The organism is Variovorax sp. FW301-JW7, from assembly GCF_058788795.1.
Map to the genome: position 1 here is coordinate 55,645 of NZ_JBYTBC010000010.1, position 26,512 is coordinate 82,156.

At 70.1% G+C, this 26,512-nt stretch carries 22 protein-coding genes; 17 read left to right on the forward strand and 5 right to left on the reverse strand.

Going from position 1 to position 26,512, the window contains the following annotated elements; translation table 11 throughout:
* Nucleotides 1-10: 10 nt before the first annotated feature.
* From AC3WQM_RS24525 to AC3WQM_RS24540, 4 genes are all read left to right on the forward strand, one after another.
* Nucleotides 11-1,171 (forward strand): ABC transporter substrate-binding protein, encoded by a 1,161-nt coding sequence (locus AC3WQM_RS24525; protein ID WP_492682371.1) that lies wholly within the window; start codon nucleotides 11-13, stop codon nucleotides 1,169-1,171.
* Nucleotides 1,149-1,661, forward strand: coding sequence for a (2Fe-2S)-binding protein (locus tag AC3WQM_RS24530; RefSeq protein WP_492682373.1), 513 nt, complete (start codon nucleotides 1,149-1,151; stop codon nucleotides 1,659-1,661). Before AC3WQM_RS24525 ends, AC3WQM_RS24530 begins: the two co-directional genes overlap by 23 nt.
* Nucleotides 1,658-5,401 (forward strand): molybdopterin cofactor-binding domain-containing protein, encoded by a 3,744-nt coding sequence (locus tag AC3WQM_RS24535; protein WP_492682375.1) that lies wholly within the window; start codon nucleotides 1,658-1,660, stop codon nucleotides 5,399-5,401. Before AC3WQM_RS24530 ends, AC3WQM_RS24535 begins: the two co-directional genes overlap by 4 nt.
* A gap of 65 nt (nucleotides 5,402-5,466) precedes the next feature.
* A complete protein-coding gene (locus tag AC3WQM_RS24540) occupies nucleotides 5,467-6,654 on the forward strand; it encodes a fumarylacetoacetate hydrolase family protein (protein WP_492682377.1) in 1,188 nt (395 codons plus the stop codon).
* Between the two features lie 23 nt (nucleotides 6,655-6,677).
* Here the strand turns inward: AC3WQM_RS24540 and AC3WQM_RS24545 are convergent, their stop codons facing one another.
* On the reverse strand, nucleotides 6,678-8,225 hold the full coding sequence (locus tag AC3WQM_RS24545; RefSeq protein ID WP_492682379.1) for a YifB family Mg chelatase-like AAA ATPase: 1,548 nt from the start codon (nucleotides 8,223-8,225) through the stop codon (nucleotides 6,678-6,680).
* A 217-nt stretch (nucleotides 8,226-8,442) separates the two neighbouring features.
* Between AC3WQM_RS24545 and AC3WQM_RS24550 the strand changes: the two genes are divergently transcribed.
* The 10 genes from AC3WQM_RS24550 to AC3WQM_RS24595 all read left to right on the forward strand — a co-directional run bounded on the left by AC3WQM_RS24550 (nucleotide 8,443) and on the right by AC3WQM_RS24595 (nucleotide 19,608).
* Nucleotides 8,443-9,306 carry a TorF family putative porin gene (locus AC3WQM_RS24550; protein ID WP_492682381.1) on the forward strand — a complete coding sequence of 288 codons (864 nt, stop codon included), beginning with the start codon at nucleotides 8,443-8,445 and terminating at the stop codon, nucleotides 9,304-9,306.
* 70 nt (nucleotides 9,307-9,376) lie between these two features.
* Entirely contained in the window at nucleotides 9,377-9,715 is a 339-nt protein-coding gene (glnK, locus tag AC3WQM_RS24555) for a P-II family nitrogen regulator (protein ID WP_099794566.1), read from the forward strand.
* A gap of 29 nt (nucleotides 9,716-9,744) precedes the next feature.
* A complete protein-coding gene (locus AC3WQM_RS24560) occupies nucleotides 9,745-11,169 on the forward strand; it encodes an ammonium transporter (RefSeq protein ID WP_492682383.1) in 1,425 nt (474 codons plus the stop codon).
* A gap of 208 nt (nucleotides 11,170-11,377) precedes the next feature.
* Nucleotides 11,378-12,307, forward strand: a complete 930-nt coding sequence (locus AC3WQM_RS24565) for an SMP-30/gluconolactonase/LRE family protein (RefSeq protein ID WP_492682385.1) — start codon at nucleotides 11,378-11,380, stop codon at nucleotides 12,305-12,307.
* 182 nt (nucleotides 12,308-12,489) lie between these two features.
* Nucleotides 12,490-13,377: a LysR substrate-binding domain-containing protein gene (locus AC3WQM_RS24570; protein WP_492682387.1), complete on the forward strand. Its 888-nt coding sequence runs from the start codon at nucleotides 12,490-12,492 to the stop codon at nucleotides 13,375-13,377.
* Nucleotides 13,378-13,503: 126 nt separating this feature from the next.
* Nucleotides 13,504-15,165, forward strand: coding sequence for an L-lactate permease (locus tag AC3WQM_RS24575; protein ID WP_492682389.1), 1,662 nt, complete (start codon nucleotides 13,504-13,506; stop codon nucleotides 15,163-15,165).
* A gap of 14 nt (nucleotides 15,166-15,179) precedes the next feature.
* A complete protein-coding gene (locus AC3WQM_RS24580) occupies nucleotides 15,180-16,682 on the forward strand; it encodes an FAD-linked oxidase C-terminal domain-containing protein (protein WP_354345236.1) in 1,503 nt (500 codons plus the stop codon).
* A 7-nt stretch (nucleotides 16,683-16,689) separates the two neighbouring features.
* Nucleotides 16,690-17,814: a glycolate oxidase subunit GlcE gene (gene glcE / locus AC3WQM_RS24585; protein WP_492682391.1), complete on the forward strand. Its 1,125-nt coding sequence runs from the start codon at nucleotides 16,690-16,692 to the stop codon at nucleotides 17,812-17,814.
* Nucleotides 17,815-17,836: 22 nt separating this feature from the next.
* Entirely contained in the window at nucleotides 17,837-19,075 is a 1,239-nt protein-coding gene (gene glcF, locus AC3WQM_RS24590) for a glycolate oxidase subunit GlcF (protein ID WP_492682393.1), read from the forward strand.
* Between the two features lie 98 nt (nucleotides 19,076-19,173).
* A complete protein-coding gene (locus tag AC3WQM_RS24595) occupies nucleotides 19,174-19,608 on the forward strand; it encodes a carboxypeptidase regulatory-like domain-containing protein (protein WP_489060301.1) in 435 nt (144 codons plus the stop codon).
* On the opposite strand, the gene AC3WQM_RS24600 is transcribed toward AC3WQM_RS24595, so the two are convergent.
* The 3 genes from AC3WQM_RS24600 to lplT all read right to left on the reverse strand — a co-directional run bounded on the left by AC3WQM_RS24600 (nucleotide 19,609) and on the right by lplT (nucleotide 22,365).
* The gene (locus AC3WQM_RS24600; protein ID WP_492682395.1) at nucleotides 19,609-20,097 is read right to left on the reverse strand and encodes a glutathione peroxidase; all 489 of its coding nucleotides are present in this window, start codon (nucleotides 20,095-20,097) and stop codon (nucleotides 19,609-19,611) included.
* Between the two features lie 11 nt (nucleotides 20,098-20,108).
* Nucleotides 20,109-20,999 carry a DMT family transporter gene (locus tag AC3WQM_RS24605; RefSeq protein ID WP_492682397.1) on the reverse strand — a complete coding sequence of 297 codons (891 nt, stop codon included), beginning with the start codon at nucleotides 20,997-20,999 and terminating at the stop codon, nucleotides 20,109-20,111.
* A gap of 61 nt (nucleotides 21,000-21,060) precedes the next feature.
* A complete protein-coding gene (gene lplT / locus AC3WQM_RS24610; protein WP_492682399.1) occupies nucleotides 21,061-22,365 on the reverse strand; it encodes a lysophospholipid transporter LplT in 1,305 nt (434 codons plus the stop codon).
* A 171-nt stretch (nucleotides 22,366-22,536) separates the two neighbouring features.
* Between lplT and alr the strand changes: the two genes are divergently transcribed.
* Nucleotides 22,537-23,634 (forward strand): alanine racemase, encoded by a 1,098-nt coding sequence (alr, locus tag AC3WQM_RS24615; protein ID WP_492682401.1) that lies wholly within the window; start codon nucleotides 22,537-22,539, stop codon nucleotides 23,632-23,634.
* On the opposite strand, the gene AC3WQM_RS24620 is transcribed toward alr, so the two are convergent.
* Nucleotides 23,577-24,515, reverse strand: a complete 939-nt coding sequence (locus tag AC3WQM_RS24620; protein WP_492682641.1) for a LysR family transcriptional regulator — start codon at nucleotides 24,513-24,515, stop codon at nucleotides 23,577-23,579. The genes alr and AC3WQM_RS24620 overlap by 58 nt on opposite strands.
* Nucleotides 24,516-24,656: 141 nt before the next feature.
* Between AC3WQM_RS24620 and AC3WQM_RS24625 the strand changes: the two genes are divergently transcribed.
* Nucleotides 24,657-25,613, forward strand: a complete 957-nt coding sequence (locus AC3WQM_RS24625; RefSeq protein ID WP_492682403.1) for a DMT family transporter — start codon at nucleotides 24,657-24,659, stop codon at nucleotides 25,611-25,613.
* Between the two features lie 95 nt (nucleotides 25,614-25,708).
* On the forward strand, nucleotides 25,709-26,422 hold the full coding sequence (locus AC3WQM_RS24630) for a YebC/PmpR family DNA-binding transcriptional regulator (RefSeq protein WP_492682405.1): 714 nt from the start codon (nucleotides 25,709-25,711) through the stop codon (nucleotides 26,420-26,422).
* Nucleotides 26,423-26,512 lie beyond the last annotated feature (90 nt).

Genomic DNA, 26,512 nt, shown 5'->3' on the forward strand with positions numbered 1-26,512 from the left:
CAGACGACGCATGAAGCTTTCGATTTCAAGGCGCACCCTGGTGGCGGGCGGCGCGGCCCTGGCCCTCGGCCCCGGCCTGCTGCGGCCGGCGCGCGCGGACAACGGCGTGACGGACAGCACCATCCGCATCGGCCAGTCGGCCGTGTTCAGCGGCCCGGCGAAAGACTTCGGCGTCGACTACCGCGCGGGCATCCAGCTGTACTTCGACCGCGTCAACAAGTCGGGCGGCATCCACGGCCGCAAGATCGAACTCGTCACCTACGACGACGCCTACGAGCCCGCGAAGACGGCCGTCAACACGGCCAAGCTGATCGACGAGGACAAGGTCTTCGCGCTCACCGGCTACGTCGCCACGGGCAACCTCGCGGCCGCCATGCCGCTGGCCGAGAAGGCCGGCGTGCCGATGTTCGCGCCGCTGGTGGGAACCACGTCGTTTCGCACCAAGACCAACCGCTACCTGTTCCACGTGCGCGCGGGCTACGACCTGGAGCTGCGCAAGATCATCAGCCACCTCTCGACGCTGGGCATCCAGTCGATCGCCGTGGTCTACCAGGACAGCGCCTTCGGCAAGTCGAATCTCGCCACCTGCGAGCAGCTGGCCGCCGAATACAAGGTGAAGGTGGTGCAGACGCTGCCCATGGCCATCGCGGCCGAAGACGCCAAGCAGGTGATCGGCGGGCTCGCCGAGGGCCGCCCCGGCGCCGTCGTGATGATCATGGCCGGGCGCATGACCGAGGTCTTCATCCGCGACTACCGCGCGAGCGGCGCGGCCGCGCCGCTGTACACGCTGTCGGTCGGCATCACCGACGCGGCGGGTTCGGCCAAGCGGCTCGAAGGCAAGCTCGCCGGGCTGGTCACGGCCAGCATCGTGCCGCCGCCCGGTGCGCAGCGCGTGCCCATCGTGGCCGACTACCAGCGCGACCGCGCCGAGTTCGGCCAGAGGATCGACAGCTACACCGCGCTGGAGGGCTACATCGTCGCGCGCGTGATGGCCGAGGGCCTGCGCCGCGCGGGCAAGGCGCTCACGCGCGACAGCTTCATCGCCGGGCTCGAGAGCATCGGCAGTACGCGCTTCGGCGACTTCCCCATCGACTACAGCGCGAAGAACCACAACGGCTCGACCTTCGTGGACCTGGAGATGTACACCCGTGACGGCCAGTTGCGGCGCTGAGCCGCTGCACCTGCAGGTCAACGGCCGGGCGCACGCGCTCGCCGACGTGCCGCGCGAAGCCACGCTGCTGCACCTGCTGCGCAACGACCTCGGGCTCAACGGGCCCAAGTACGGCTGCGGGCTCGGGCAGTGCGGCGCCTGCACGGTGCATGTCGACGGCGTGGCCGCGCGGTCCTGCGTGATCCCCGCGCACGGCGTGGCAGGGCGCAGCATCACCACGCTCGAAGGCCTGGGCATGCGCGGGCGCTGGCATCCGGTGCAGGCCGCTTTTGAAGATGCACAGGCCGCGCAGTGCGGCTACTGCCTCAACGGCATGGTGATGCAGGTGGCGGCACTGCTCGCGCGTGATCCCAACGCGAGCGAGGCCCGCATCCGCAGCGAGCTCTCGGGCAACCTGTGCCGCTGCGGCACGCACATCGAGATCCTCGACGCCGTGCAGCGTGCCGCCGTGCGCCTGCACGCGGCCCCGCCGGACGCCACCGCCGCATGACGCGCCGCGCCGACCTGCCGCAGATGCGCGCGGAGTTCCTGGCCGCCGATGGCGTGCTGCTGGTGGTGCGCGAGGCGCCGCCCCCGCCGCCGCCCGCCAAGGGCCAGCCCGCCTTTATCGCCAGCCACCCCAGCGAAGGCGACGAGGTGCTGCTCGCGCTGTGGGACGACGGCAGCGTCTCCGCGCTCAATGGCCACGTCGACCTGGGCACCGGCATCCAGACCGCGCTGGCGCAGATCGTGGCCGAGGAGCTCGACCTCGGCATGCCCTGCGTGCGCATGATGCTCGGCGACACCGCGCGCGCGCCCAACCAGGGCGCGACCATCGCGAGCGCGTCGATCCAGATCCACGCGCAGCCGCTGCGGCTGGCCGCGGCGCAGGCACGCGCGTGGCTGCTGGCGCGCGCGGCCGAACGGCTGGGCGTGGCCGTCGATGCGCTGCAGGTGCGCAACGGCGTGGTGCGCGTGGCCGAGGCGCCGGACCGGCACATCAACTACGCGGACCTCGTGGCGCACCAGCGCACCGTGCTGCGGCTGGACCTCGACGCCACCCCCAAGGACCCGGCCGACTACCGCCTCGTCGGCACGCGCCAGGCGCGCGTCGACATCCCGGCCAAGCTCGCGGGCGACCTCGTGTTCGTGCACGACATGCGCGTGCCCGGCATGCTGCACGGGCGCGTGGTGCGCCCGCCGTATGCGGGCGCGGACCACGGCGAGTTCATCGGCAACACGCTCGAAGCGGTCGACGAGTCGTCGATCGCCCATATCCCCGGCATCCGCGCCGTGGTCGTGGTGCGCGACTTCGTCGGCATCGTGGCCGAGCGCGAAGAGCACGCCGAGCAGGCGATGCGCGAGCTGCGCGTGACCTGGAAGCCCTGGCCCGGCATGCCCGACCTGCGCGACGTGGCGCAGGCCCTGCGCGACAACCCCTCGACGCAGCGCCTGCTGGTCGACGAAGGCGACGTCGACGGCGCCATGGCCGCCGCCGCGCAGCCGATGCAGCGCACCTACGTGTGGCCCTACCAGATGCATGCGTCCATCGGCCCCTCGTGCGCGCTGGCCGAGTGGCAACCGGCCGACGGCAGCGGCATGCAGCTGCGCTGCTGGGCCGGGTCGCAGAATCCGCACGTGCTGCGCGCCGATCTCGCCAAGCTCATGGGCGTGGACGACGTGCAGGTCGACGTGGTGCGCATGGAGGCTGCGGGCTGCTACGGCCGCAACGGCGCCGACGACGTGGCGGCCGATGCCGCGCTGCTCGCGCGCGCCGTGGGCGCGCCGGTGCGCGTGCAGCTCTCGCGCGAGCAGGAGCATGCGTGGGAGCCCAAGGGCGCCGCGCAGCTCATGGAGATCGACGGCGGGCTCATGGCCGACGGCCGCGTCGCCGCCTACGACTTCGAAACCTCGTACCCATCGAACGGCGCGCCCACGCTGGCGCTGCTGCTCACGCGCACGGTCGAGCCCGTGGCGCAGGCCTACGAGATGGGCGACCGCACCGCGCGACCGCCGTACAGCTACGACAACCTGCGCGTGAAGGTCAACGACATGGCGCCGATCGTGCGCGCCTCGTGGCTGCGCGGTGTGTCGGCGCTGCCGAGTTCGTTCGCACACGAGTCGTACATCGACGAGCTGGCGACGGCCGCCGGCGTCGACCCCGTGCAGTTCCGCCTGCGGCACCTGGACGACCCGCGCGCGATCGAACTCGTGCAGGCCACTGCGCAGAAGGCCGGCTGGCGCATGCGCACCGGGCCGCAGGAGAACGCCGACGGCGGGCTCGGCGAAGGCGGCGACATCCTCTTCGGCCAGGGCTTCGCGTACGCGCGCTACATCCACAGCAAGTGGCCGGGCTTCGGCGCGGCGTGGGCCGCGTGGGTGGCCGATGTCGAGGTCAACCAGAAGACCGGCGAGGTGCATGTGCGCCGCGTGGTGGTGGGGCACGACGCGGGGCTGCTGGTCAACCCGGCGGGGGTCGAACACCAGGTGCACGGCAACGTGATCCAGACCACGAGCCGCGCACTCAAGGAGCAGGTGCAGTTCGCGCCGCAGCAGGGCGCCGCAACGGGCGGCGCGCAGTTGCCGGGCGTGCTGCCTTCGGGCGTGGTCGCAAGCCGCGAGTGGGGCAGCTACCCGATCCTCAATTTCCGCGACGTGCCGGTGATCGAGGTGATGCACATGCCGCGTCCCGGCGAGCCGTCGCTGGGCGCGGGAGAGTCGTCGTCGGTGCCGGGGACGGCGGCGATCGCGAATGCGATCTTCGATGCGACCGGCGTTCGGTTCAGGTCGCCGCCGTTCACGCCGGAGACGGTGCTGGCGGAACTGAATCGGGAGTTTCTCCCTCCCCCTCCAGGAGAGGGCGGGGGCGGGGGCATGCGGCGCTCGAGTGGTGACGCTGCCGTGCCCCCATCCCAACCTTCCCCCAGAAGGGGAAGGAGCAATGCTCTTTGGCCCCGGCGCAAGGGCGTGTGGGCCACCGGTGCCGCCCTTTTCATCGGCGGCCTGGGCGTCATCGCCGGCCTGCTCGGCTGGCGCGCGGCCATCGCGCCGGTGTCGCTCAGCGCACCGGTCTACAGCGAGTCCACCATCGAACGCGGCCGTGTGCTCGCCGCGCTCGGCGACTGCGCCGTGTGCCACACCGCGCCGGGCGGCGCACCCAACGCCGGTGGCCGCGCGATGGAGACGCCCTTCGGCACGCTCTACACCACCAACCTCACGCCCGACGCCGAGACGGGCCTGGGCCGCTGGTCGTTCAGCGCCTTCCAGCGCGCGATGCGCGAAGGCGTCTCGCGCGACGGCCACCACCTGTACCCCGCGTTCCCCTACACCGCCTTCGCGAAGACCAGCGACGACGACCTGCAGGCGCTCTACGCGTACTTCATGGCGATGCCGGCGGTGCGCGCGGCAACGCCCAAGTCCGAACTCAAGTTCCCGTTCAACCTGCGCCCGCTGATGGCCGGATGGAACGCGCTGTTCCACGACCCCGCGCCACTGCCGCCCGTGCCCACGCAAAGCGCCGAATGGAACCGCGGCGCCTACCTCGTCAACGGCCTGGGCCATTGCGGCGCCTGCCACACGCCGCGCAACGCGCTCGGCGCGGAGCAGGGCGGCAGCGCGTTCCTTTCGGGCGCGATGGTCGATGGCTGGGAGGCGCCCGCGCTCACGCAGCTGTCGAAGGCCGCCGTGCCGTGGGACACCGACGCGCTGTACCGTTACCTGCGCCACGGCCACTCGCCGCGCCACGGCATCGCGGGCGGCCCGATGGCCGAGGTGGTGCGCGAACTCGCGCAGGTGCCCGACGCTGACGTGCGCGCGATGGCCGTCTACCTTGGGTCGTTCAACCCCGCGCCGGCTGCGCAACCGCAGACGCTCGCGCAGCAGGCCATCGACAACGCCGCGCGCACGCAGGGCCAGCTGCTCGGCCCCGCGCAGCGCATGTTCGACAGCGCGTGTGCCTCGTGCCACCACGACGGCGACGGCCCCACGCTGCTGGGCGTGAACACGCCGCTCGCACTCAACAGCAGCCTCACGAGCACACGGCCCGACAACCTGCTGCGCACCATCCTCGATGGCGTGCGCGCGCCCGCGCACCGCGACATCGGCTTCATGCCCGCGTTCCGCGAAGCGCTCGACGACCGCCAGATCGCCGACCTCGCCGGCTACATGCGCGCACGTTTCGCGCCGCAGGAAGCGCCGTGGACGAACCTGCCCACCGACGTGGCGCGCGTGCGGGCCACGCCGGGCCACTGACACACGGCGGTTCCCGAGGCGCGGCTACGATGGCGCGCAGACCTTATTCACGGAGACACCACGCCATGCTTTTGGACCTTTCGACCGCTTCCAGCCTGCCCCGCGACGCCGAGCGCGCCACCCTTGTCGGTCGCCTCTGGCAACCCGGCGTGGGCCCGGTGCTGGTGGCCGTGCAGGGCGATGGCCTGCACGACCTGTCAAAGCTCGCGCCCACCATGAGCGACCTGCTCGAAGGCCAGGGCTCGCCGGCCGAAGCCGTGCGCGCTGCATTGCAAGCGGGCACCGCACCGCGCATCGCCGCGCTCGATGCCGTGCTTGCCAACAGCGACGAAAGCACGCGCGACAGCCACCAGGCCTGGCTGCTCGCCCCCTGCGACCTGCAGGTCGTGAAGGCCAGCGGCGTGACCTTCGTCGCGAGCCTGCTCGAACGCGTGATCGAAGAGCAGGCACGTGGCGATGCCTCGCGCGCCGAAGCCACGCGCGCGGCCATCGGCGATGTGCTCGGCGACAACCTCGCCGACATCGTGCCGGGCTCGCCCGAAGCCATGAAGGTGAAGGACGTGCTCATCGCGCAAGGCATGTGGTCGCAGTACCTCGAAGTGGGCATCGGCCCCGACGCCGAGGTCTTCACCAAGGCCCCGGTGCTTGCGGCCGTGGGCACCGGCGCCGACGTGGGCATCCACGCGGACTCGGCCTGGAACAACCCCGAGCCCGAAGTCGTGCTCGCGGTGAACAGCCGCGGCGAAACGCTCGGCGCCGCGCTGGGCAACGACGTCAACCTGCGCGACTTCGAAGGCCGCAGCGCGCTGCTGCTGGGCAAGGCCAAGGACAACAACGCCTCGTGCGCCATCGGCCCGTTCATCCGCCTGTTCGATGCGCACTTCGGCATCGCCGATGTGCGGCGCATCACGGTCGCGCTGAACGTGACGGGCCCCGAAGGCTTCACGCTCGAAGGTTCGAGCTCGCTGTCGAAGATCAGCCGCGATCCGCTCGACCTCGTGGCGCAGACACTCAACCGCCACCACGCCTACCCCGACGGCTTCATGCTGTTCCTGGGCACGATGTTCGCGCCGACGCAAGACCGCCATGGCCCCGGGCAAGGGTTCACGCACGTCGTGGGCGACCACGTGCGCATCGCGGCCCCCGAGCTGGGTGCTTTGAACAACCGCGTGGTCCATGCCGACCAGGCGCCGCGCTGGCGCTACGGCATCGGGGCGCTGATGCGCAACCTGGCCGGACGCGGCCTGCTGTAGCCCGCCGGGGCGCGTGGCGCTGTCTACGCGCCGCTGCGCAGCGCCCGCCGGTACTGCACGGCTTCGGCCACGTGCGCGACCTCCACCGTGTCCGCGCCCGCCAGGTCGGCGACCGTGCGCGCCACCTTCAGCACGCGGTGCGTGCTGCGCGCCGACCAGCCGAGCTTGTTCGCGGCGTTGAACATGAACTGCCGCGCCGGCGTGTCGAGCGCAGCATGCGTGTCGATGGCGCTGCCCTGCAGCGATTGGTTGGGCGTGCCCTGGCGCCGCATCGCGCGTTCGCGTGCGGTGATCACGCGGGTGCGGATGTTGGCGGTCGATTCGCCGGGCGGTGCATCGAGCAGCAGCTGCGCGGGCACAGCGGGCACCTCGATGTGCAGGTCGATGCGGTCCAGCAGCGGGCCGCTGAGCTTGCCCTGGTAGCGCAGGATCTGGTCGGGCGTGCAGCGGCAGGCCTTGGCCGTGGTCGTTCCGAGGTAGCCGCAGGGGCAGGGGTTCATCGCCGCGACCAATTGGAAGCGCGCCGGAAATTCCGCGCGCCGCGCGGCCCGCGCGATGGTGATCGTGCCGGTCTCCAACGGTTCGCGCAACGCCTCCAGCGCGGCGCGCGCGAATTCGGGGAATTCGTCGAGAAAGAGCACGCCGTGGTGCGCCTGCGAGATCTCGCCGGGCCGGGGCGGCGAGCCGCCGCCGACCAGCGCCACCGCGCTGGCCGTGTGGTGCGGCGCCGCTGTCGGCCGGCACATCCAGCGTCCGGTGGCGAAGCGCCCGCCCAGGCTGGCGATGGCGGCGCTTTCGAGTGCCTCGTCGATGCCCATCGGCGGCAGCAGGCCGGCAAAGCGCTGCGCGAGCATGGACTTGCCCGAACCCGGTTCGCCCACCATCAACAGGCTGTGGCCGCCGGCGGCGGCCACCTCCAGCGCGCGCTTGGCGCTGGCGTGGCCCTTGACGTCGGCCAGGTCGGCGTAGTGCGGCGCGGCATCGCCGGTCGCGGGGAGCACGCGGGTCCAGCCGTCGTCGGGGCCCTCGGGCGCGGATGCGGCGGCGTCGCGGTCGCTCAGGAACTGGCGCACCACGTCCAGCAGGTGCCGGGCGCCGTAGACCTCCCCGCCGGGCACCAGCGCGGCCTCGCGGGCGCTGTCCATGGACAGCACCAGCCGCGTCGCCACGCCGCGTGTGTGCAGGGCCAGGGCCATCGCCAGCGTGCCGCGCACGGGGCGCAGTTCGCCCGACAGCGACAGCTCGCCCGCGAACTCGTGGCCGGCCAGCCGGGCGTTCTCGATCTGCCCGCTGGCCGCGAGGATGCCCAGGGCGATGGGCAGGTCGAAGCGGCCCGAATCCTTCGGCAGGTCGGCGGGTGCGAGATTGACGACGATCTTCTTGTTCGTAGGAAATTCAAGCCCGGCGTTCTGGATCGCCGAGCGCACGCGTTCGCGCGCCTCCTTGACCTCCGTCTCGGCCAGCCCCACCAGGGTGAAGCTCGGCAGGCCGTTCGCCAGATGCACCTCGACCGTGACGGCGGCGGCCTCCAGGCCGAGCAAGGCGCGGCTTTGCACCAAAGACAGACTCATTGTTCTCCTTCTCCCCAAGTTGGTGCGCCTGCGACATGCAGGCCCAGGACCGTGCAGCGTGCAAGCGTGTGCAACTGCCGGAAACAGGGCTTGTAACGATTTGGCGCTCACCGCCGCGCATCGCCGCCCTCTGGCCGGGGCGGTATTTGTGCACTTTGGCACGCTCCCTGCTTTGAGGGTGCTCAGGTCCAACAACACACTTGCGAGGAGTTCCCTGATGACGCACCGTACCGCCGCCCAGGCGTTGATCGTTCTGGCCACTGCACTGACCGCCTCGGGCGCCGCCATGGCCCAGGCCGCCGACGCCGCAGCCCCGGCACCCGCGCCCCTGCTCACGGGCAATGTCTCCCTGACCTCGAACTACAAGTTCCGCGGCCAGGACCAGGACATGATCGGCAAGAACGACTACGCCAAGACCAAGGGCTTCAAGCCCGCCATCCAGGGCGGCTTCGACTACGCCTTCGGCGAGAGCGGCTTCTACGTCGGCAACTGGAACTCCAGCGTCAACTGGCTCAAGGGCAACAGCATCGAGAGCGACATCTACGGCGGCTACAAGTTCAAGGCCGGCCCGGTCGACATGGACGTCGGTGCGCTGACCTACATCTACCCGGGCAACTCGGCAGGCAACACCACCGAGCTCTACGTGGGCGCCACCTACGCCAACGACAGCTTCGGCTCGTTCACGGCCAAGTACTCGCACACCGTGTCGAAGGACTACTTCGGCTACGCGGGCAACAAGGCCGGCTCGGGCCTGAAGGGCACCAACACCGGTTACCTGAACCTGGCCTACAGCAAGGAGATCGTGCCCAAGGTCACGCTGAAGGCGGCGGTCGGCTTCACCAACATGTCCAGCGACATCCGCAGCCTGGGCTACAAGAGCTACGTCGACTACAACATCGGCGCCACCTACGACTTCGGCAGCGGCCTGACGCTCACCGGCTCGGTGCAGGGCGCCAACAAGAAGAGCTCGTACCTCGCCGTGGCCAACCCGGGCTACGACTTCGGTTTCGGCACCTTCGGCCAGACGACGTACTCGCCCAACAAGGCACGCTTCATCGTCACGCTGACGAAGACGCTGTAATCGACACAACAACCAGGTGCGGCCCACGTTGCCGCGCCACCTTTCATCCATCCAGAAGGAGCAACTCATCATGAAGCTGGTCACAGCCATCATCAAACCGTTCAAGCTCGACGAGGTGCGTGAAGCACTCTCGGCCATCGGCGTGCAGGGCATCACCGTCACGGAAGTGAAGGGCTTCGGTCGCCAGAAGGGCCACACCGAGCTGTACCGCGGCGCCGAGTACGTGGTCGACTTCCTGCCCAAGGTGAAGATCGAGGCGGCCATCTCCGACGACCTCGTCGACCGCGTGATCGAGGCGGTGGAGGGCGCTGCGCGCACCGGGAAGATCGGCGACGGCAAGATCTTTGTCTACAACCTCGAGCAGGTCGTGCGCATCCGCACCGGCGAAACGGGCCGCGAAGCCCTCTGATCGAGTCCTGGCCCGAAAGAACAACGACTATGAAAAAACTTCTTGTCTCTCTTGCGCTCGGTTTGAGCGTCTTCGTCGCCGGCACGTCGGCGCTGGCCCAGGCACCCGCCGCCACCCCTGAGGCACCGGCTGCATCGGCACCTGCCGCGGCTGCACCCGCGCCTGCAGCGGCTGCAGCACCCGCTGCTGCCGAAGCTGCGCCCGCCGCTCCGGCCGCGGCACCCGCGCCCAAGGTCGACTCCGGCGACACCGCCTGGATGCTCACCTCGACCCTGCTCGTGATCCTGATGACCATCCCCGGCCTGGCGCTGTTCTACGGCGGCCTGGGCCGCTCCAAGAACATGCTGTCGGTGCTGATGCAGGTCTTCGTGATCTTCTCGCTGATCAGCATCCTGTGGGCCATCTACGGCTACAGCCTGGCCTTCACGGGCGACGGCAATTTCTTCGGAAGCTTCGACAAGATCTTCATGAAGGGCATCACGCAGGAGACCTTCGGCGCGCTGACCACGATTCCCGAATACGTGTTCGTCGCCTTCCAGGGCACCTTCGCGGCCATCACCGTGGCGCTGATCGTCGGCGCCTTCGCAGAACGCGCCAGGTTCTCGGCCGTGCTGCTGTTCTCGGTGATCTGGTTCACCTTCAGCTACGTGCCCATGGCCCACATCGTGTGGGGCGGCGGCCTGCTGGGCAAGGACGGCGCGCTCGACTTCGCGGGCGGCACCGTGGTGCACATCAACGCCGGTATCGCCGGCCTGGTCGGTGCCTACATGATCGGCAAGCGCGTCGGCTACGGCAAGGAAGCGTTCACGCCGCACTCGCTCACGCTCACCATGGTCGGCGCTTCGCTGCTGTGGGTCGGCTGGTTCGGCTTCAATGCGGGTTCGGCAGGTGCTGCCAACGCCGCCGCCGGCCTGGCTTTCGTGAACACGGTGCTCGCCACCGCCGCCGCGGCCCTGTCGTGGATCCTGGGTGAGAGCCTGCACAAGGGCAAGGCCTCGATGCTGGGCGCCGCGTCCGGTGCCGTTGCCGGCCTCGTGGCCGTCACGCCTGCCGCCGGTTTCGTCGGCCCGATGGGTTCGATCGTGCTGGGCCTGCTGGCCGGCCTGGTCTGCCTGTGGGGTGTCGGTGGCCTCAAGCGCATGCTCGGCGCCGACGACGCGTTCGACGTGTTCGGCGTGCACGGCGTGGGCGGCATCCTGGGTGCCATCCTGACCGGTGTGTTCGCAGCCAAGGGCCTGGGCGGCACCGGCGGCCTGACCCCCGACACCTTCACGATGGGCGGCCAGGTCTGGATCCAGGTCAAGAGCGTGCTGTTCACGATCGTGTGGTCCGGCGTGGTGGCGTTCATCGCCTTCAAGATCGCCGACCTGACCCTCGGCCTGCGTGTGTCGGAAGAAGAAGAGCGCGAAGGCCTCGACATCTCGTCACACGGCGAAACAGCTTACAACCGCTGATTCGCATACAGACAGACAGCGGGTGGTCCGGCACGGTGCCGGCCCCCGCGCTTCAAAGACCACCACCACCCTTTTCGACACAAAGAAGAACGACAGCTCCCGGTTTTTCAGGCGAGTCTCCTTTGGATGTTCAGCCCGCGAGCGCTTCGGCGTCAGCGGGCTTTTTTTTGCCCGCGGCCCGCGTGGCCGGGGGCACAATCGCCCCACCATGTGGACCTCCATCGAAGACAGCCTCTGCGAACTGGGTGAATCGCCGTTCTGGCATCCGCACGAACGCGCGCTCTACTGGCTCGACATCCCGGGCCGCGCCGTGCTGCGCACGCGCGGCGAGATCGGTTCGCCCGCGGCCACGGTCGAGCGATGGGCGCTGCCCACCGAACCCGGCTGCATGGCGCCGGCACGCAGCGGCGGCCTCGTGATCGCGCTGCGCGACGGCATCTACCGCGCCCGCGAATGGGGCGGTGAACTGGTCGCGATGGCGCGCGCGGAGCACGACGTGCGCACCATGCGCTTCAACGACGGCAAGTGCGACGCGCTCGGCCGCTTCTGGGCCGGCTCGCTCAACGAGGCCAAGGACCTCCCCAACGCCGCGCTCTACTGCTTCGACGCACGCCCGGGCGACGTGTCTCCCACCATCACGTCGATGCTGGAACACGTCACCACCGCCAACGGCCTGGCGTTCTCGCCCGACAACGGCACCCTGTACTGGGCCGACACCGCCGCGCACGTGGTGCGCGCCTGGGACTGGGACGCCGAGGCCAACACGCTGTCGCATGCGCGCGTGTTCCAGCAGTTCGACCCCAAGCCCGCGGGCTGGGTGCCCGGCGCGCCCTCGCATTACGACGGCCGACCCGATGGCGCCACCGTCGACGCCGCCGGCCACTACTGGGTCGCGATGTTCGAAGGCGCGCAGCTGCTGCGCTTTGCGCCCACGGGCGAGCGTGTCGCGGCCATCGCGGTGCCGGTGCAATGCCCGACCATGCCCTGCTTCGGCGGCGACGACCTGCGCACGCTGTTCGTCACCAGCGGACGCAAGGGCCGTCCGGCCGACGAGCTGGTGCAGCGCCCGGCCTCGGGCACCGTGCTCTCGATGCGCGTCGACACGCCGGGCCTGCCGGTGAATTTCTTCGAAGACTAAGAAGGCGTGAACGAACCCGCCATGTCCGCTCATCCCGCCCAGACACGCCCCCTCGGCGTTGCAAATGCTCGCCATAGCCCGAGCTATGGCTGCGCTTTGCGCCTTGATGGGGCGCGCCTGGGCGGGCTGCTCGGCCACGCCGGATTCATTCACGCCTTCTGAGCTCTCCGGCTGCCCCGCGGATGGCGTTGCACCACATCCCCCCGATCCAATGCCTGCTGACCTTCGAGGCCGTCGCGCGGCTGCGGCATGCGGGCCGCGCGGCCGACGAGCTGTGCGTGACGGCCAGCGCCGTGAGCCACCGCATCCGCCAGCTCGAGGCGCACGTGGGCTTCAAGCTCTTCGGTCGCAGCGACTTCAGCCTCACGGCCGACGGCGCGGCCTACCTGGCGAACGTGCGCGTCGGCCTGGCTGCGCTGCAGCAGGCCACGCCCGGCAGCCGTGACGCGGCACTGCGTGCGCCGCGCCTGAGCGTGGCCGTCACGCCGACCTTCAGCCGCCAGTTCCTGATGCCGCGGCTGGAGCTCTTTCGCAACCTCTATCCCGACATCGAGCTGGCGCTGCACGTGTCGATTCCGCTGCTCGACGTCACGGCCGAGCAGACCGACCTGCAGGTGCGCTACGGCATCGGCGCGTACGCCGATTGCGAGCACCGCCTGCTCATCGCCGAGGACGTGGTGCCCGCCTGCAGCCCGAGTTACCTCAACGAGTTCGGGCCCTTCGACGGCTTTCGCACCGCGGCCGAGATCGCCAGCGCGCGGCTGATCCGCAGCCCGCTCGAGCCCTGGGGCACCTGGTTCGCGAGCTGCGACATCGACCAGCCCGAGCCGCACCTGGGCTCGCAGTTCAACGACCTGGGCCTGGTCTACGACGCGGCGGCCAGCGGCTTCGGCGTGGCGCTGGTGCGACAGAAACTGGGCGCCGCCTGGTTCGAATCGGGCCGGCTGGTGGCGCTGTCGGAACGGCCCGTGCCCTCGCCGCACCGCCACTACATCTGCTGGCAGCCGGGCACGCTGGAGCGCTGGGAATGCGCCGCCTTCGTCGACTGGCTCGCACAGATGCTGCATTGATGCGCGGTTGACCGACAGGTCGGCGCGACAAATTTTTATCAAGGTCCGGGCAAAAATCCTTCAACCCGGACGGTGCGCATCTCCCTAGAGTGCGAGGCACAACAACAGCCTCCCCGGAGACAACGCATGACCTGGCAGCAGATCTACGACCCGTTCGGCAACATGATCATTTCCACCGCGCTCGCCGCGATCCCGGTGGTGGTGATGCTCGCGTGCCTCGGCTTCTTCCACATCAAGGCCCACATCGCCGCCGGCCTGGGCCTGCTGGCGGCGCTGGCCGTCGCCGTGTTCGCCTACGGCATGCCGGCCGAGATGGCCGGGCGCGCCGCGCTCTTCGGCGGCTTCACGGGCCTGCTGCCGATCGGCTGGATCGTGCTGAACATCATCTTCCTGCAGCAGTTGGCCGAACAGAACGGCAGCTTCAAGGTGCTGCAGGACTCGCTCTCGGGCATCACCGAAGACCGCCGCATCCAGCTGCTGCTGATCGCCTTCTGCTTCGGCGCCTTCTTCGAGGGCGCGGCGGGCTTCGGCACGCCGGTGGCGGTCACGGCCGGCATCCTGATCGGGCTGGGCTTCTCGCCGCTGGCCGCCTCGGGCCTCTCGCTGATCGCCAACACCGCGCCGGTGGCCTTCGGCGCGCTCGGCACACCGGTGATCACGCTGGCCAAGGTGCACGGCTACGATCTGATGGAAGTCACCGCGATGATCGGGCGCCAGCTGCCGTTCTTCTCGCTGCTGGTGCCGTTCTGGCTGGTGTGGGCCTTCGCCGGACGCAAGGCGATGATGGAAGTGTGGCCCGCCATCCTGGTCACAGGCGTGTCGTTCGCGGTGCCGCAGTACCTGGTGTCGAACTTCATCGGCCCCGAGCTGGTCGACATCATCGCGGCCATCGTGTCGATGGCCAGCCTGGTGCTGTTCCTGCGCGTGTGGCAGCCCAAGAACGTGTGGCGCTCGCCCTCGCTGCGCGGCAAGGACGTGAGCGCGCACGAGGCCAAGCCGCCGGCCGCCATCGTCGTGCACAGCCGCGAGGCGCTGGTGCGCGCGTGGATGCCCTGGGTGATCCTCTCGGTGTTCGTTTTCATCTGGGGCCTGCCGGCGGTGAAGACCGCGCTCAATGGCGTGTTCGCGCCCTCGTTCCCGATGGGCGGGCTGCACAACCTGATCGAGAAGATGCCGCCGGTGGTCATGGCACCCACGAAGGAAGGCGCGGTGTACGTGCTGAACCTGCTGTCGGCCACGGGCACCGGCATCCTGCTGTCGGCGATCGTGAGCGCGCTGTTCATGAAGTACAACCCCGTCGAGATCGTGCGCACCTTTCTTCGCACGCTCTGGATGGTGCGCTACTCGCTCATGACCATCGTGCTGATGCTCGCGCTGGGCACGCTCACGCGCTACTCGGGCACCGACACCACGCTGGGCCTGGCCTTCGCCAACACCGGCGTGTTCTATCCCTTCTTCGGCACGCTCATGGGCTGGATCGGCGTGGCCATGACGGGCTCCGACACCGCCTCGAACGTGCTGTTCGGCGGCATGCAGAAGGTCGCGGCCGAGCAGCTCGGCCTGGCGCCCAACCTCATGGGCGCAGCCAACAGCTCGGGCGGCGTGATGGGTAAGATGATCGACGCCCAGTCGATCGTGGTGGCCTCCACCGCCACGCGGTGGTTCAATCACGAAGGCGACATCCTGCGCTACGTGTTCTTCCATTCGATCGCGCTGGCCTCGCTGGTCGGCCTGTACGTGACGCTGCAGGCCTATGTGTGGCCATTCACCCTGATGGTCGTCCGCTGAAAGTTGCTCCCGCCATGAATGCTCCCGTCACGACCGAACAGCACACGCAGCTGTCGAAGGCGGAGCGCCAGGCGCAGGTGGTGCGGGCGCTGCAGGCGCACCTGCCCGCGCATGCGCTCATCTGGCACGCCGAAGACACCACGCCCTACGAGTGCGACGGCCTCACGGCCTACCGCCAGCGCCCGCTGGTGGTGGCCTTGCCCGAGACCGAGGCGCAGGTGGCCGCCGTGCTGCGCGCCTGCCATGCGCTGGCCGTGCCCGTGGTGGCGCGCGGCGCCGGCACCGGGCTCTCGGGCGGCGCCATGCCGCACGCGCTGGGCGTGACGCTGTCGCTGGCCAAGTTCAACCGCATCCTGAAGGTCGACCCCGTGAGCCGCACGGCCGTCGTGCAGTGCGGCGTGCGCAACCTCGCCATCAGCGAAGCCGCAGCGCCCTTCAACCTCTACTACGCGCCCGACCCGTCGAGCCAGATCGCCTGCACCATCGGCGGCAACGTGGCCGAGAACTCGGGCGGCGTGCACTGCCTGAAGTACGGCCTCACGCTGCACAACGTGCTGCGCGTGCGCGGCTTCACGGCCGAGGGCGAGCCCATCGAGTTCGGCGGCGAGGCGCTCGACGCGCCGGGGCTCGACCTGCTCGCGCTGGCCATCGGCAGCGAAGGCATGCTGGCCGTGACCACCGAGGTCACGGTGAAGCTCGTGCCCAAGCCGCAGCTGGCGCGCTGCATCATGGCCAGCTTCGACGACGTGCGCAAAGCCGGCGACGCGGTCGCGGCGGTGATCGCGGCGGGCATCATCCCGGCCGGCCTGGAGATGATGGACAAGCCCATGACCGCCGCCGTCGAAGACTTCGTGCACGCCGGCTACGACCTCGACGCCGCCGCCATCCTGCTGTGCGAATCGGACGGCACGCCGGAAGAAGTGGAAGAAGAAATCGGCCGCATGACCGACGTGCTGCGCGGCTGCGGTGCCACCGCCATCGCCGTGAGCACCAGCGAAGACGAGCGCATGAAATTCTGGAGCGGCCGCAAGAACGCCTTTCCGGCATCGGGCCGCATCAGCCCCGACTACATGTGCCTGGACTCCACCATCCCGCGCAAGCGGCTCGCCGACATCCTGTTGGCGATCCAGGAGATGGAGAAGAAGTACAACCTGCGCTGCTGCAACGTGTTCCACGCGGGCGACGGCAACCTGCACCCGCTGGTGCTGTTCGACGCCAACGACCCCGACGAGCTGCATCGCTGCGAGCTGTTCGGCGCCGACATCCTCGAGACCAGCGTCGCCATGGGCGGTACCGTCTCGGGCGAGCATGGCGTGGGCGTGGAAAAGCTCAACAGCATGTGCGTGCAGTTCACCGCGGCCGAGAACGAGCAGATGTTCGGCATCAAGCGCGCCTTCGACCCCGCCGGGCTGCTCAACCCCGGCAAGGTGATTCCCACGCTGCAGCGCTGCGCCGAGTACGGCAAGGAAGTGGTGCGCGGCGGCCGGCTGGCGCATCCCGACCTGCCGAGATTCTGAGAGCCTCATGAACACGGATACCGCCCTCCAGCAGGTCGTCGAGCGCGTGCGCGCCGCCGCGGCCGATGCCACATCGCTGCGCCTGCGCGGCGGCGGCACCAAGGATTTCTACGGCCAGCCGCCGCGCGGCGAGCTGCTCGACCTGCGCGCGCTCGCCGGCATCACGAGCTACGAACCCAGCGAGCTGGTCGTCACCGTGCGTGCCGGCACGCCGCTGGCCGAGCTCGAGGCCGCGCTCGCCGAACAAGGCCAGTGCCTGCCGTTCGAGCCGCCGTGCTTCGATGCCGGCGGCACGGTGGGCGGCATGGTCGCCGCCGGCCTCAGCGGCCCGTCGCGCGCCAGCGTGGGCGCGGTGCGCGACTACGTGCTCGGCGCCACGCTCATCAACGGCCGCGCCGAGGTGCTGAGCTTCGGTGGCCAGGTGATGAAGAACGTCGCCGGCTACGACGTCTCGCGCGTGCTGGCCGGCTCGCTCGGCACGCTGGGCGTGATCGCCGAAGTGAGCCTCAAGGTGCTGCCCGTGGCGCCCGCCGAGGCCACGCTCGCCTTCGCCTGCAGCCAGGCCGATGCGCTGCGCCTGCTCAACGAATGGGGCGGACGCCCGCTGCCGCTGAACGCGAGCAGCTGGTTCGAACACGCGCCCGGCGCGGGCGTGCTGCGCCTGCGGCTGCGCGGCGCCGTGGCGGCCGTCGAAGCCGCCTGCGCGCAGCTCGGCGGCGAACGCCAGGACCCGGTGCGCGCAGCCGCCGGCTGGGCCGCGCTGCGCGACCAGCGCATGCCGTGGTTCGCGCTCGATGCCGACGGTTCGCTGGCGCTGTGGCGCCTGTCGGTGCCGCAGACCGCGCCGGTGATCGCCATCGACGGCTGCGCCGCGCCGCTGGTCGAGTGGCACGGCGGGCAACGCTGGTACTTCGCGCCGCCCGCGCAGGCGGCGCGCCTGCGCGAGGCTGCGCAGGCCGCCGGTGGCCATGCCACGCTGTTCCGTGTGCCCGCGGCGCAAGCGGCCGACTGCGACGTGCCGCGCTTCGATGCATTGAGTGCGCCGGTGGCACGCATCCATCGCGCGCTGATGCAGGCGTTCGATCCGCACGGGGTCTTCGACCGCGGCCGGCTCTTCGCAGGCGACCAATAAGAAAAGAAACGACACCCCCGCGATGCAAACCGAACTAGCCCCCGAATTCCGCGACACCGACGCGGGCCGCGAAGCCGAAGCCATCCTGCGCAAGTGCGTGCACTGCGGCTTCTGCACCGCCACCTGCCCGACCTACCAGCTGCTCGGCGACGAGCTCGACGGCCCGCGCGGGCGCATCTACCTCATCAAGCAGGTGCTCGAAGGCCATGCGCCCACGCGCAGCACGCAGCTGCACCTGGACCGCTGCCTCACCTGCCGCAACTGCGAAAGCACCTGCCCCAGCGGCGTGCAGTACGGGAACCTGGTCGACATCGGCCGCAAGATCGTCGACGAGAAAGTGCCGCGCCCCGCGGTGGAGTCGGCCACGCGCTGGCTGCTCAAGGAGGCGCTGCCGTCGCCGCTGTTCGGCCCCGCGATGGCGCTGGGCCAGTCGGTGCGCGGGCTGCTGCCTGCAGGGCTGAAGGCCAAGGTGCCCGCGAAGCAGGACGCCGGCCGCTGGCCCACCGCCACGCATGCGCGCAAGGTGCTGATGCTCGCGGGCTGCGTGCAGCCGTCGATGGCACCGAACATCAACAGCGCCACCGCGCGCGTGCTCGATGCGGCCGGCATCCAGGCCGTGGTCGCGCCCAAGGCGGGCTGCTGCGGCGCCGTGAAGTTCCACCTCAACGACCAGGAGGGCGGCAAGGCGCAGATGCGCGCCAACATCGATGCCTGGTGGCCCTTCGTCGAACGCGGCGAGGTGGAAGCGATCGTGATGAACGCCTCGGGCTGCGGCGTCACCGTGCGCGAGTACGGCCACCTGCTGCAGCACGACGCCGCCTATGCCGCCAAGGCCGCGCGCATCAGCGCGCTCACGCGCGACCTGAGCGAGCTGCTGCCCGAGCTCGTGCCCGCGCTGCAGGGCCGCGTGCGCGCGCCCGAAGGTGTGGTCGCCTACCACCCGCCGTGCACGCTGCAGCACGGCCAGAAGCTGCGCGGCGGCGTCGAGACGCACCTGCGCGCGCTGGGTTTCGACGTGCGCGTGGCCATGAACGAATCGCACCTGTGCTGCGGCTCGGCCGGCACGTATTCGGTGCTGCAGCCCGAGCTGGCCTACCCGCTGCGCGACCGCAAGCTCGGCCACCTGAAGCAGCTGCAACCCACGACCATCGCCTCGGCCAACATCGGCTGCATCACGCACCTGCAAAGCGGCAGCGGCGACACGCCGGTGCGGCACTGGGTCGAGCTGCTCGACGCGGCGCTGCAGGCGCCGGCAGGGTAGGGCGCACGCGCACGGCAGGGTACGTTGCCGTCCGACGTGCGCACGGTGCGTTCGGGGCGCATCATGGCGAACCGAAGACGCTGCAAGGAGTTCGTGCCATGTCTTTCGTTTCTGCTTTTCCGCTGCGCCGCGCATTGCTGGCCGCCGCCTGCATCGCAGGCACCGTCGCCGCGCAGGCGCAGCAGCCGCCCTCGGCCTTGCCGCCCTGGCAGGGCATCGGCACCACGCGCTATGTGTGCGGCGGCATCGGCTCCGACGAGTCGGACGCCATGCGCGCCGCCATGAAGAACCACCCGCTGTCGCTGCTGTTCGCGCGCGCCGACGGCGCCTACCTGGCCAACCTGAACGTCGCGATCAAGGGCGGCGACGCCAACAGCTCCGCCGCCATGGCCTTCACCGCCAACGGGCCGGTGTGCCTCATCGACGTGCCGGCGGGACGCTATGTGATCGACGTGAGCACGTCGAAGGGCGAAACCAGGAGCCAGACCGTGACGGTCGGCGGCGCGCCGAAGACGGCCGACTTTCGGTTCTGATCAGCCGGCGGCGAGCGCCGCCTCGATGTCGCGCGTGAGCGAGGCCGGCGTGTCCAGCGGCGCATAGCGCTTGAGCACCGCGCCGTCGCGCCCGACCAGGAACTTGGTGAAGTTCCACTTGATCGCCGTGCTGCCCAGCAGGCCCGGCTTTTCCTTGGTGAGCCATTGGTACAGCGGCAGCGCGCCGCTGCCGTTGACGTCGATCTTCTCCATCATCGGGAAGCTCACGCCGTAGTTGGTCATGCAGAAGGCGCCGATTTCCTCGTTGCTGCCCGGGTCCTGGCCGCCGAACTGGTTCGACGGAAAACCCAGCACCGTGAGGCCCTGGCCGGCGTACTTCTCGTGCAGCGCTTCGAGGCCTTCGAACTGCGGCGTGAACCCGCACTTGCTCGCCGTGTTGACGATCAGCAGCACCTTGCCGCGGAAGGTCGAGAGCTTCACCGGCTTGCCGTCGATGCGGGTGGCCTCGAAGTCGTAGACGCTGGTCATGGGGGAGTTCCTCAGGTGGACGCGGAAACGCCATCATCGCGCGCGGGCGGGGTTCGCGCAAACGCCGACCACACCGCACCCAGCACGATCAGCGCGCCGCCGACCAGGATGCGCGAGTTCATGGTCGACGCGCCCAGCGCCACCGACGAGACGCTCGCGAACAGCACTTCCGACAGCATGATCACCGAGGTGGCGCTGGCCGCCAGCTTGGGTGCGCCGTACTGCAGGCACACGTTGGCGACGATGAAGCCCGTGCCCAGCAGCGCGGCCCAGCCCAGCCAGCCCGGCGAGGCGAGCAGCGGCGAATCGATGCCGCCGAACGCGGTGCCGGTCACCGCCCCGACGCCCGCCACCACGGTGCAGCCCCAGAACATCGCCAGCGCGCGCGACTCGCCCGGCGCATGCCGCAGATGGCGCAGCACGATGTTGGTCACGGCAAAGCCGAAGCCCGCCGCCACGCCCAGCCAGTCGGGCAGGCTCGAGGGCACGGGCCAGTCGGTGCCGGGCGCCTTCAGCACCACGACCACGCCGGTGAGCGCCAGCGCCACGCGCATCAGCGCGCCGCCCGTGGGCCGCTCACCCAGCAGCAGCCAGGCCAGCAGCACGCTCCACAGCGGCATCAGATAGAACAGCAGCACCACGCGCACCACGTCGCCCTGCGTCACGGCCCAGTTGAAACCCACGTTGGTGAAGCCGGCCGCCAGGCCCAGCGCCACCAGCATCGGGAACGCGGCGAAGGCCTTCCAGGCGTGCCGGCGCACGAGGCCCATCGCCGTGGCGATGACGAGGTAGATCAGGCAGGTGGTCCACAGCGGATGCAGCCCATGGCTGGCGATCTGGCGGAACGGAATCCAGGACACGCCCCACACGAAGGCGTTGAACATCAGGGCAAGTGCGGGCATGGGGGCGTTGGAGTGGGGGCGCTCGGCGCGCCGGCCATTGCACCAACGCGGTCGCGCGAAATCAGTGGTGCTTGTCGCTGCGGGCGATCGCGAGGAGGTGTTCGACTTCCTCAGGATACTTCTTGAGGTTGTTCTCGTGCCAGCGCTTGATGAGCCACATGCAGCCCGCCACCACGAGGCCGAAGGCGCTGATCGCGCCGTAGGCCGACAGGCCCAGGCCCGTGCACACGCTGTAGAAGCCGCCCAGCAGGAGGATGCAGGCCTGCTCGTTGAAGTTCTGCACGGCAATGGAGCGGCCCGCGCCCATCAGGTTGTGGCCGCGGTGCTGCAGCAGCGCGTTCATCGGCACCACCAGGAAGCCGCCCAGGCCGCCCAGGATGATCAGGAACGGCACCGCCAGCCAGACGTTGCCGATGAAGTTCATGCAGATCACCATGAGGCCCATCGCGATGCCCATGGGGATCACGCGCGTGGCCATGTCCAGGCGCATGTACATCGAGGCCACGATGGCGCCCACCGCGGTGCCGATGGTCACCACGCCGGTCAGCGCCGAGGCCTGGGTGGTGTTGTATTCGAGCGCCACGGCGGCCCAGGCCAGCACGATGTACTTGAGGTTGCCGCCCGCGCCCCAGAACAGCGTGGTGGTCGCCAGCGAGATCTGGCCCAGCCGGTCGCGCCACAGGCGGGCGTTGCAATGCCAGAAGTCGGGCAGCAGGCCGGCCAGGTTGCGCACCATGCTCTGCGCGGGGTCGGAGCGCAGCGGGCGCATCTCGACGCCGGTGTGCGGGATGCGGGTGTTGAACCAGGCTGCGAGCACGTAGACGAAGATCAGCACCGCAATGGCGGCCTCGGCCGGCGAGTCGATGCCGGTGTCGATGAACGGCAGGTCGATCATCAGCAGGTGGCTGGACACCGCGTGGCCCACCAGCATGCCGCCGAGCACGATGCCCAGCAGGATCGAGGCGATGGTCAGTCCTTCGATCCAGCCGTTGGCCTTGACCAGCTGCGACGACGGCAGCAGCTCGGTGAGGATGCCGTACTTGGCCGGCGAGTAGGCCGCGGCGCCCAGGCCCACGATGGAATACGACAGCAACGGGTGCGAGCCGAACAGCATCATCAGGCAGCCCACGACCTTGATCGCGTTGCTGATGAACATCACCTTGCCCTTGGGCAGCGCGTCGGCAAAGGCGCCCACCAGCGGGGCCAGCACCACATAGAAGACCGCGAAGATCGGCACCAGGGCGGCCCGCTGCCATTCGGGGGCGCCCGAACTTCGCATGAGATCGACGGCAACGACGAAAAGCGCTTGGTCGGCCAGCGACGAAAAGAACTGGGCCGACATGATCGTGTAAAAACCGCGCTTCATCGATGGGCTGGCTGGCCAGAGGGTCTGCTGGCGGTAGTGAAAAAGTGTCGCGTCAGGCGCGAATGGGCGGTTATAGCATGGGGGTACGACGCGAATTCAGGCATCCCCACGGGATTCGACCCCATTCCCGAAGATGCTAAAACGTGGTCTGAAACCACCCCGACACCCGCCATGCCGCGCCCCATTCTCGCCACCGTCCACACCGCCGCCCTGCGCCACAACCTCGACCGGGCCCGCCGCTCGGCCGTCGACGCCCGTGTCTGGGCCGTGGTCAAGGCCAATGCCTACGGGCACGGCATCGAGCGTGTCTTCGAGGGCCTGCGCGGCGCCGACGGCTTCGCGCTGCTCGACCTGGCCGAGGCCGAGCGCGTGCGCGCGCTGGGCTGGCGCGGCCCGGTGCTGCTGCTCGAAGGCGTGTTCGATGCGCGCGACCTGGAGCTGTGCTCGCGCCTGGACCTGTGGCATTCGGTGCACTGCGACGAGCAGATCGACATGCTCGCGGCCCACAAGACCCTGAAGCCGCAGCGCGTGTTCCTGAAGATGAACTCCGGCATGAACCGCCTGGGCTTCTCGCCCGAGCGCTTCGCCTCGGCCTGGACGCGCCTGAACGCGCTCCCGCAGGTCGACGAGATCTCGCTCATGACGCACTTCAGCGACGCCGACGGCCCGCGCGGCATCGAGCACCAGCTCGAGGTGTTCGAGCGCGCCACGCGCGACCTGCCGGGCGAGCGTTCCATCGCCAACAGCGCGGCCACGCTGCGCCATGCGCCGCGCACGCGCGGCGACTGGGTGCGCCCCGGCATCGTGCTGTACGGCAGCGCCCCCGACTTCCCCGAACACGACGCGGCGCACTGGCAGCTGCAGCCGACCATGACGCTGTCGACCCGGCTCATCTCGGTGCAGACGCTGAAGGCCGGCGACACCATCGGCTACGGCTCGCGCTTCGCGGCCGACGGCCCGCTCACCATCGGCATCGCGGCGGTCGGCTATGCCGACGGCTACCCGCGCCACTGCGACACCGGCACCCCGGTGCTCGTGAACGGCGTGCGCACCCGCATGGTGGGCCGCGTGAGCATGGACATGATCACCGTCGACCTCACGCCCGTGCCCGACGCGCAGTTCGGCGCCGAGGTCACGCTGTGGGGCCGCTCGGCCCTGACCGGCGCGGTGCTGCCGATCGACGAGGTGGCCCAGGCCGCCGGCACCGTCGGCTACGAACTCATGTGCGCGGTCGCGCCGCGGGTGCCTTTCGCACCGGCTGACGAATAGTCGCTGCCGGCCAGCGCGCCGAGCAGGTGCTCCACGAGCACCCGGCACTTGGGCGGCAGGTAGCGGCTGGGCGGGTACATCAGCCACGCGTGCCCCTGGTAGCTGCCCTGCAGCGCCCAGTCGGGCAGCACGCGCACCACGCGGGCGTCGTCCAGCGCCTCGCGCGCCGTGAAGGCCGGCACGCAGGCCACGCCCAGGTCCGCGAGCGCGCCGTCGAGCCGCATCTCGCTGTGGTTGCAGACGTAGCGGCCGTCCACCACCACCTCGACCTCGTCTTCGCCGTCTTTTCGGAAGCGCCAGTGGTTGTCGCGCTCGTGCTCGCCCAGCGACAGGCAGCTGTGCGCGCGCAGGTCGTGCGGGTGCGCGATGGCGCCGTGGCGCGCCAGGTAGGCCGGCGTGGCGCACAGGATGTGCTCGACCGCCATCAACTGCCGCGCCACCAGCCCCTCGGACGGCGCCGTGGTCAGCCGCACCACGAGATCGACGCCTTCGCGGATCGGGTCGATGTCGCGGTCGGCCACGACCAGCTGCACGTCCACCGCCGGGTATGTGCGCAGGAAGTCGAGCAGGTGCGGATGCAGCACGCGCCGCGCAAAGGCCTTCGGCGCGCTCAGGCGCACCCGGCCGGTGGGCGTGCGGGCGAACTGCGCGCCGACGTCCATCGCGCCCTGCGCCGCCGCCACCAGCTCGCGGCAGCGCGCAAAAGCCTCGGCGCCGGGCTCCGTGAGCCGCAGCTGGCGCGTGGTGCGCTGCAGCAGCTGCACGCCGATCTCCTGTTCGAGCCGCTTCACCTGCCGGCTCGCGGCCGAGGGCGTGATGCCCAGCAGGTCGGCCGCGGCCGAGAAGCTGCCCAGTTCGGCGACCCGCACGAAGGTCACCATCTCGGGCAGCACCTTGAGAAATGAATTCGTTCCGACCACGCAAGAGTCCTGTTCCGGCCGACGGCTGTGCGGCCCTGGTGCCGCCCGGAACAATGCGCCTTCTCTTCTTCTTTCAGGCGCCCCGGGCCGCGGGCAGACAGTATGGATTCAAAGGCGTTGCAAGGTGCGGTCCCGGCGGGGCGCGGGTGGTGGACGGCCGGCTTCGGCCCGGCCGAACTCATGCTGCTGCTCGTGGCGGCGGTCTGGGGCGGCAGCTATGCGGTGGCCAAGCAGGCGACGCAGCAGCTGCCGGTGCTCGAGTTCGTCGCGCTGCGCTTCGGCCTCACCTTTCTCGTGCTGCTGCCCGCGCTGCGACCGCTGTGGCGCGACCCGCAGTGGCGCCAGGGGCTCGCCGTGGGCGGCCTGCTGGGCGCCAACCTGCTCGCCATCTTCCTGTGCGAGACCTTCGGCGTCTCGCTGACCCTGGCGAGCAACGCCGCCTTCCTCATCAGCCTGTGCGTGGCGATCACGCCGTTCGTCGAATGGTGGCTGCTGGGCCGGCGGCCCGCGCGGCGCGTGTTCTGGGCGGCCGGGCTCTCGGCGGTGGGCGCAGCCCTGTTGTCGGCGCCCTCGCTCGCCAGTCTGTCGATGGGGTGGGGCGACGCCCTCATGCTCGTCGCCGCCTTCCTGCGCGCCGTCATGGTGTGCCTCACGCGCCGCCTGGCCAGCCGCCACACCCTGCCGGCGCTCACGCTGACGGCCGTGCAGTCCGGCGTGATGGCGCTGGGCGCGGCGGCGCTGTCGCTGCTGGCCGCGTCGGGCGGGCGCGCCTGGCACCTGCCGCCCGCCACGGCCGGCTTCTGGTGGGGCATGGCGTACCTCGTGCTGCTGTGCACCGTGTTCGCCTTTTTCGCGCAGAACCACGCGGCCTCGCGCAGCAGCCCGAGCCGGGTGTCGCTGCTCATGGGCAGCGAGCCGGTGTTCGGCGCGGCCATCGCGGCGCTCGGGCTGGGTGAGCGCATCGGTGCCTGGGGCTGGGCCGGCGGCCTGCTGATCGTGGGCGCCGCCCTGTGGGTGAGCCTGGCGCCCGAGGAGGGCGGGCCGCAGGGGCGCCCCTGACGGCGGAAGGGGCCGGCTGGGCGCCGCCCCCGGCTCGTGGCATCCTCGGGGGCTGCGGCGTTTCGCCGCCCCCCACCACACCAAGGAATGCAGACATGGGCGCGCAATGGAAAGCCAAGCACAAGGACGTGGCCGCGAATGCCAAGGGCCGGCTGTTCGGCAAGTTGGCCAAGGAAATCATGATCGCCGCGCGCAACGGCGCCGATCCGGCCTCGAACGCGCGGCTGCGGCTGGTCGTCGAGCAGGCCCGCAAGGTCTCGATGCCGAAGGACACGCTCGACCGCGCCATCAAGAAGGGCGCCGGCCTCACGGGCGAGGCGGTGCACTTCGACCACGTCATGTACGAGGGCTTCGCCCCGCACCGCGTGGCCGTGATGGTCGAGTGCCTGACCGACAACGTGAACCGCACCGCGCCTGAAATGCGCGTGCTGTTCCGCAAGGGCCAGCTCGGCACCTCCGGCTCGGTCTCGTGGGACTTCGACCACCTCGGCATGATCGAAGCCGAGCCCGCCGGCAAGGACGCCGACGCCGAAGTGGCCGCCATCGAAGCCGGCGCCCAGGACTTCGAGCCGGGCGCCGACGACGGCACCACCCTGTTCCTGACCGAGGCCGCCGACCTCGACCTCGTGAGCCGTGCGCTCCCGGCCCAGGGCTTCACCGTGCTGTCGGCCAAGCTGGGCTACCGGCCGAAGAACCCCATTGATCCGGCGAGCCTGAGTGCGGCGGACCTGGAAGAGGTCGAGGCGTTTCTGGCGGCCATCGATGCGAACGACGACGTGCAGAACGTGTACGTCGGGTTGGCGGGTTGAACTGAACGCCTGAGGTTCGGGGCGGCGATCACGCCGACGGGGCACCTTGCTCCGCGAGCACCCGGTGTCCTGTGCACGCGTCCCGAACAT